This is a genomic window from Mastigocoleus testarum BC008 (assembly GCF_001456025.1).
In the GTDB taxonomy this organism is placed as follows: Bacteria; Cyanobacteriota; Cyanobacteriia; order Cyanobacteriales; family Nostocaceae; genus Mastigocoleus; species Mastigocoleus testarum.
Genome location: NZ_LMTZ01000032.1, coordinates 22,748 through 29,141, shown reverse-complemented (window position 1 = coordinate 29,141; position 6,394 = coordinate 22,748). Strand labels below are relative to the sequence as shown.

The 6,394-nt window shown below is 35.0% G+C and carries 5 protein-coding genes and 1 pseudogene; 5 read left to right on the top strand and 1 reads right to left on the bottom strand.

What is annotated here, in order from left to right:
* Positions 1-224: 224 nt before the first annotated feature.
* The 3 genes from BC008_RS06700 (at position 225) to BC008_RS06695 (ending at position 2,497) form a co-directional block, all read left to right on the top strand.
* Complete coding sequence (locus BC008_RS06700; RefSeq protein WP_027844878.1) at positions 225-1,178, top strand: zinc-binding dehydrogenase; 954 nt, start codon at positions 225-227, stop codon at positions 1,176-1,178.
* Between the two features lie 84 nt (positions 1,179-1,262).
* Entirely contained in the window at positions 1,263-1,427 is a 165-nt protein-coding gene (locus tag BC008_RS49290) for a hypothetical protein (protein WP_161938085.1), read from the top strand.
* A gap of 236 nt (positions 1,428-1,663) precedes the next feature.
* A complete protein-coding gene (locus tag BC008_RS06695; protein WP_058183360.1) occupies positions 1,664-2,497 on the top strand; it encodes a helix-turn-helix domain-containing protein in 834 nt (277 codons plus the stop codon).
* Positions 2,498-2,820: 323 nt separating this feature from the next.
* On the opposite strand, the pseudogene BC008_RS06690 reads toward BC008_RS06695, so the two are convergent.
* Positions 2,821-3,597, bottom strand: a pseudogene (locus BC008_RS06690) (poly-gamma-glutamate hydrolase family protein).
* A gap of 470 nt (positions 3,598-4,067) precedes the next feature.
* Between BC008_RS06690 and BC008_RS06685 the strand changes: the two are divergent.
* Together BC008_RS06685 and BC008_RS06680 are read left to right on the top strand one after the other, a co-directional pair.
* Positions 4,068-5,054, top strand: a complete 987-nt coding sequence (locus BC008_RS06685) for a coiled-coil domain-containing protein (protein WP_027844880.1) — start codon at positions 4,068-4,070, stop codon at positions 5,052-5,054.
* A 97-nt stretch (positions 5,055-5,151) separates the two neighbouring features.
* Positions 5,152-6,243, top strand: coding sequence for a hypothetical protein (locus tag BC008_RS06680; protein WP_027844881.1), 1,092 nt, complete (start codon positions 5,152-5,154; stop codon positions 6,241-6,243).
* Positions 6,244-6,394: the final 151 nt, after the last annotated feature.

Here is a 6,394-nt window from a genome sequence, read left to right as displayed (position 1 = left end):
AAGCTATGATTTTATCCTTGAAGCTCTATTTTATGAAGCATTATTATATGCATCTTCATAGAGAATTGGTATTATAGTTTTCGATGAATATAACGTGCTCTCAGTTTGTCTAACTTGGTTTAACCCCAATAGGACTTAATTCCTTCACTTATTTTGCTTATAAACAGGGGCGATCTGAAAACATACAGTTCAGTAATCAAGTCTAACCTTCAACAAATATAATAATGCGTAAACTTATTGGCTCCCCAAATGCAACAGGTGGTCTAGAATTTACAGAAGCGCAAATACCCAAATCTCTACCAAATGAATGTCTTGTCCGCGTGACTACTTTTTCTATGAATCGTGGAGAAATTAGTTTTGCTCAAAGAAATGAATATGCTGGAAAGTCTATTGGTTGGGATGTAGCTGGTACTATTGAAGAAGCTGCAATTGACGGTAGTGGTCCACAAGTTGGAACTAAAGTTGTAGGTTTTTGTACTCGTATGGATGGTTGGGCTGAATATGTGGCGATTCCCAGTAATTTTTTGGCTCCCATCCCTGATGGTGTCTCTGATGATGTAGCTGCGACATTACCCGTTGCAGCTTTAACTGCACTTCATTGTCTGGAAAAGGGGACAAGACTACTGGGAAGTAAAGTGCTTTGTACTGGTGCAACCGGCGGTGTTGGTTTATTTGCGATTCAATTAGCAAAATTAATGGGAGCAGAGGTGATCGCTCAAGTCCGCAAACCAGAGCAAGTAGATTTTGTTAGCAGTTTCGGCGCAGATAATGTAATTATTACAAGCAATGGTGAAGCAGCAAAACAGTTTGCACCTTATCGTTTAATTGTGGATGGTGTTGGTGGTGAACTTCTCGGTAACTTAACCAAATTTGTTGCGAAAGGAGGAACCATTGTTACTTATGGTTCAACAGGTGGCGATGAAACTACATTGTCTACCTCATCAATGCATATGAACGGCGGACAGCATACTCTCTACGGTTTGGCACTCTATACAGAGGTAGAATTTGAAACTGCAAGTTCTGGTTTAACTCGTCTTTTAAAATTAGTAGAACAGGGAAAACTAAAAACTCATATTGGTAGAGAAGGTACTTGGGAAGAGGCTGGAAAAATTGCTGCAGAATTTCTCCAACGTAAGTTTACTGGTAAAGCTGTAATTCGGGTGTTAGATAGTAAGTAGGCTAATGAATATTGCGGAATTAAGGTATTATCCTTCTCGAAAGCTATTGTGCTATCTGCTAGATAGTGTCAAGTTTCAGAAGATATGTCATTTCACGATATAACCAACTTACCAAAAGGTTCTTGCGATCCAAGATCTGTATCTCCTGAAACCTTATCGATTAATGATCACCTACAAGTAATAGAACTACTCCATGGTGTTTATTTGTGTGAGGAAAGTCACGACAATGATGCACTAAAAAAATATTGACTCTCGATGATATCAACGAATATCTCTTGTTTAGATGTACAGAAGGTGCAAGTACTTTTATTGAGTGCTTGAAAAGCAATACTGCAGGTTTTGACGGTATCAGACATCAATGTTTATATTTTTGTGAGAAAAGCTTAAACAACAGACAATGTAATAATAAAAGCTTAGTGAGGGATGCTCAATATGGAATATAAAAATCCTATAGTTGCATCCCTCTTTAGATTTAGAAAGGATAGATGAGAACTCAGTCGAAAATTACTGTCAAAGCATGGCAAAGTCCAGGAATTCTTCTGGAGAAATACGATTATACTTCGGGAACTGTAGAACCCCTTCCGAAGCACTCCCATGACGAATATCAGTTAGGGTTAAGCTTTAATTGTCAAGGAGAATACTACTATAGAGGCAGTTATAATCCTATACCTATTGGTAGCCTCAGTATTATTCATTCTGGAGAAGTCCATTCCCCTAGTCAAAGAAATAGTTTACCAACACCTGTATCATTTTTAATGATGCATGTTGATTCTAATTTATTAAAAACTATTACATCAGAAATAGCTTGTAAACGAGTTAGTTTCCCTTTTTTCCCTCAAGTATCAATCCGCGATCGCCAAATCATCAGTATGTTTCAAGAATTGTATATTCCCGAAACCAAAAGATTAACTAAGCTCGAAAGAGATTCTCTAATTTTAGATTTATTTGCGTCCTTAATTATTCTTCACGCTCAAGAACGCCCTTCAATACAAATACCCAAAATTGTCAAACCTGCGATCGCTAGAGTTCGGGACTTTATTCAATGTCACTATGCTGACAACTTATCATTAAAGGAATTAGCCAATATTGCAGGCTTGAGTAGCTACTACCTTAGTCGTTCCTTTAGCAGGGGGATGGGAGTATCTTTAAGTGCTTACCAGATGCAGATTCGGATAGATCAGGCAAAAAAGTTACTTGCTCAAGGAAAACCAATTGTAATGATCGCTTCTGAAATAGGTTTTTATGATCAAAGTCATTTCGCCTTACATTTTAAGCGTTTGGTGGGAACTACTCCGGGGAATTATAAAAAAGAGCAGTAATGTTTAAGCTTGTAATCTGAAATCGTCATAAAACATACCTACAACTCAAGTCTTAAAAGCTTGATATAACAATTAGTGCAACTATGAACTGAGCCTACCCATCTAAAGTCACCATTAAAGAGATATCATATTAACTCTTTTTTTACCTGGGGGACTTCAATCTAATGCTCTGTTAGCAGCCCTATGATTCTCCCAGATGTCAAATAGCATTCCAGCAAGTAAAGCACAAAGCACTTTAGCGAATAAATACGCTGTGTCAACAAGGACTAAGCTAACTAAAAAGACTAGAACGTATACGAAACTAATCAACCATATACAAGAGCCTACTGACTCATCGCGTGGTTAATTGCACCATAAACAATATTACGTAATTCATTGTAGGTAGAACTGTTATTAGCTAAGTCCCTGCGCATGGTTTTGCTAAATTCCAGTTGGAGACCCATACCATTTGTATTCTTATTGACAATATTTTGAGATGATGTACCTTATAATCCTTCACAAACTTCTCCGGATTGAGCTTGTGTCGCATCAATTCCTTGTAATGTGTAATGGCTGAAAGTACTTTGGTTATTTGCAATATAGTCAATAAAAGCCGATCTCTGAGCCGTATTTTTCCCTCCAACACAAATAGTGCCATTGGAATAACCGCGATGATCACCATAGCCATGAATAGAGACAGACTTGGGATGAGACTGCACTAGTCCAAGAGCTTGAGGATCATCAAAATTACTTGAAGTAATGTGAAGACGCTTGAATTGGCTAAGTCCATCTAAACAACTAGAACTACCATGACCATTGAAATCATACCGATTCCAGTTGTAAAGATTAGCAAGATCGTTAGAGATATTACTAGTCTTCAATTCAATCTTGCCACCATGAATAGACAGAACAACAACATTCCGGTTGGGAATATTAACACTACTAATTGTGTAGTCTGTACCTTCAACACATTGCTGGGAGTCAGACAGTGCCGGTGGAGTACAATTCCCAACTTGGAAACAGTTGAATTCATCTGCATTTGCAGAGGCTGGTACTAATAAGTGGCTAATGTAAAGGAGAACAGGAGTGATAAATGTCGCAAACTTAATGTGTTTGTTCACAGCATTTTTTTGATTTCTATATGTTTACGGTATGTTAGTTGTTGTGCAAAAGAACTTATGCCATAAATAGGTGAATTTGCAATAATACTTAAACATTAATATTTGTATCTGAAAGCTAGGTTTAAAGAATATTTCACTCATAAATTCTGCAAGCTAACATGTATGCTATTATACGCAAACCCTATGTTTATCGATTTTGAAGCATTCTTTGCCAAAATTTATTCATTGGTTTGATTTGTAATATACTTAATCCCTGTTAATTCACCTCAGGAAAGCTTAATAGCTCGTATAGTTATTCTTGAACTTTTTCCTTGACAAGAGAAAGCAGATTCGATTAGACTATTTTTAGTACATAAGTACTATTTTACGTCAAGGGTTTTGATGTCAAAGCCAACTCGATTTCAGCATCGGGTAAGTTTTGAGGCGATTGCCTAAGAATGACTTAAATATTTATTAACAGGAGTTAGAATATGACAACAGCTGTGGAAACGAGAAACAAGCAACAGTTGATACAAGCGTTTGAGCAAATAATTAACGAAAGACAAAGTCTGGAATCAAAAATTGCAACAAAACAGGAAGAAGCTGCAAAGCAAAAAAATCAAGAAGTTTTAGAAGCCGCTTCTGCGTACACAGTTGATAGTATTATCACCAGTTTAGCTGACCTACAGTTAGAGTTTGGCAGTATTATCAGTTCCTTATCGGAAAAGTTAGTAACAGAAAATTCTAAATTAGATCAACTCGAAAAAGCAATTGAAATTGAAAATCAATATTTACAAGAACTGCAAAAAATCAGAGTTGTAGCTGATATTTTAGATTTACTGACTAAAGAACACCAAGAAAAGTTAGCGATCTTAGAAGCAGATATTCAATCTAAGCGAGAAATACTTGAAAAAGAAATTACTCAAACCCGCAAAGAATGGGAAAAAGAGCAGACAGAATTTGAAGAAGCTGTAATTACGTATAATGAGTCATTAAGAAAGCAAAGACAGCAGCAAGAAGAAGAATATCAATATAAATTACAAAATACTCACAAAATAGATTCAGATACCTACGAGAGTAAAAAACGTAATGTAGAAAGACAAATTCAATATACAACTCAAGAGAAAGAAAAAAAATGGCAAGAAAGAGAGAAATTTTTGCAAGATAATCAAAATTTATTACAAGAACACAAACAAAAAGCTTCAGGTTTCCCAGGCGAATTAGATGCAGCATTTAAAAAAGCTAAAGAAGAAGCAATAAAAGAAACTGCTCAAAAAGCAAAAGTACAAGCTGATTTATTTGAAAAAGAGTGGGAAGCAAGTAAACAAAGTTACGAATTAAAAATTCAGTCTTTAGAAGAAACCATTAACAAACAATCAGAGCAAATTGAAAGTATTTCCAATCAACTTCAATCAACTCTCCAACAAGCACAAGATTTAGCAATGAGAGCTTTTGGTAATTCCAACTCTGCAAAATAATAATTATTATTTGATTTTTCCTGGGAAGCGGTGGAAATATACCTTTTACTAATTATTCCACAAATAAATTATTCCACAAATTATGAGGAGTTTTATTATGGTAGCAAAAAAACCTAATCAAAAAAATACTAAAGCAGAAATTCTTCAGGCTTATAATGAATTAGCAAAAGAAAAAGCTTTATTAAAAGCTGAATACGAGCAGAAATTACAAGTTAGTAAAGCTAATAATATCAATACCCCAATCTCGAACGAAGTACCAGTGAAAAACTCAAAAACTAATCAATCAACCGAAGCTCAACAAAAAATGAATTCTACAATTGAAAGTTTAAGTAAGATTCAATTAGGATTCGGTAGTGCGATTAATGAGTTATCAGATAGGTTAACAAAAAAAGCATCTAATTTAGGAGAAATTCAGGAAGCTGTAGAAAATGAATTACAAGAATTAAAACAACTCTATAATTTGACAGTTACAGAAAATACCTTAGATAGTCTGATTCAGTCATATAATAATAATTCTAAATCTTATCAGGAAGAATTTTCCCAATTATCAGAAAGACTGTTAGAAGAAATAGAAGCTGAGAAAAATACTTGGAATAAAGAGCAAGACGAACATAATGTCACAGTTCAAGAGCGTAATAATAGTCTTAATAGGAACCGTCGCAGAGATGATTCTGAATACAAGTATAACTTAGATATTCAGCGCACGTTAGAAAAAGAAGAATACGAGCAACAGCAAGCGTATTCATATCAGGAATTAGAAGAATTACAACAGGAATCAGAAAAAACGTGGGAAGAGAGGGAAAATACAATTTCTGAGCAAGAAAAAGAATTTGAAGAATATAAAAGTAAAGTAGAAGCATTTCCCAGCGAGAAACAAGCTGCAATCAAAAAAGCAACTGAGTTAGGTAAAGGTATTGCTCAGTATCAGGCTAGGGTAAAATCAGATTTGTATGCTACAGAAGTCGAAGGACAAAAGAACTTTTACGAACAAAGATTACAATCTTTAGAAAATACTATTAGTAATCAGCAAGAACGAATTGTAAATCTTTCCGAACAATTAGAATCAGCACTTCAGCAAGTACAAGATTTGGCTGTTAAGGCGATAGAAGGTAATGCTAATCTTACTTCCTATCAAGCTATGAAAGAAATAGCTCTAGAACAAGCAAAAGTTCAAGGTAAAACGAAATAAAAAATATTTGACTGAAAAATATAATTTCGCCCTCTAATAAACTCTCTAGATTATACCAATTAGCGAGATTCAGGGGGCGATATCTTGTTATTAATCGAATTATTACTCTAATAGTCCAATGGTTGAATTAGAAATGAGTAAAAAACTCACC

Excerpts from the sequence above, each read along its gene's own strand:
- BC008_RS06700 (WP_027844878.1), top strand. The coding sequence starts at position 225 with ATGCGTAAACTTATTGGCTCCCCAAATGCAACAGGTGGTCTAGAATTT.
- BC008_RS49290 (WP_161938085.1), top strand. The coding sequence starts at position 1,263 with ATGTCATTTCACGATATAACCAACTTACCAAAAGGTTCTTGCGATCCA.
- BC008_RS06695 (WP_058183360.1), top strand. The coding sequence starts at position 1,664 with ATGAGAACTCAGTCGAAAATTACTGTCAAAGCATGGCAAAGTCCAGGA.
- BC008_RS06685 (WP_027844880.1), top strand. The coding sequence starts at position 4,068 with ATGACAACAGCTGTGGAAACGAGAAACAAGCAACAGTTGATACAAGCG.
- BC008_RS06680 (WP_027844881.1), top strand. The coding sequence starts at position 5,152 with ATGGTAGCAAAAAAACCTAATCAAAAAAATACTAAAGCAGAAATTCTT.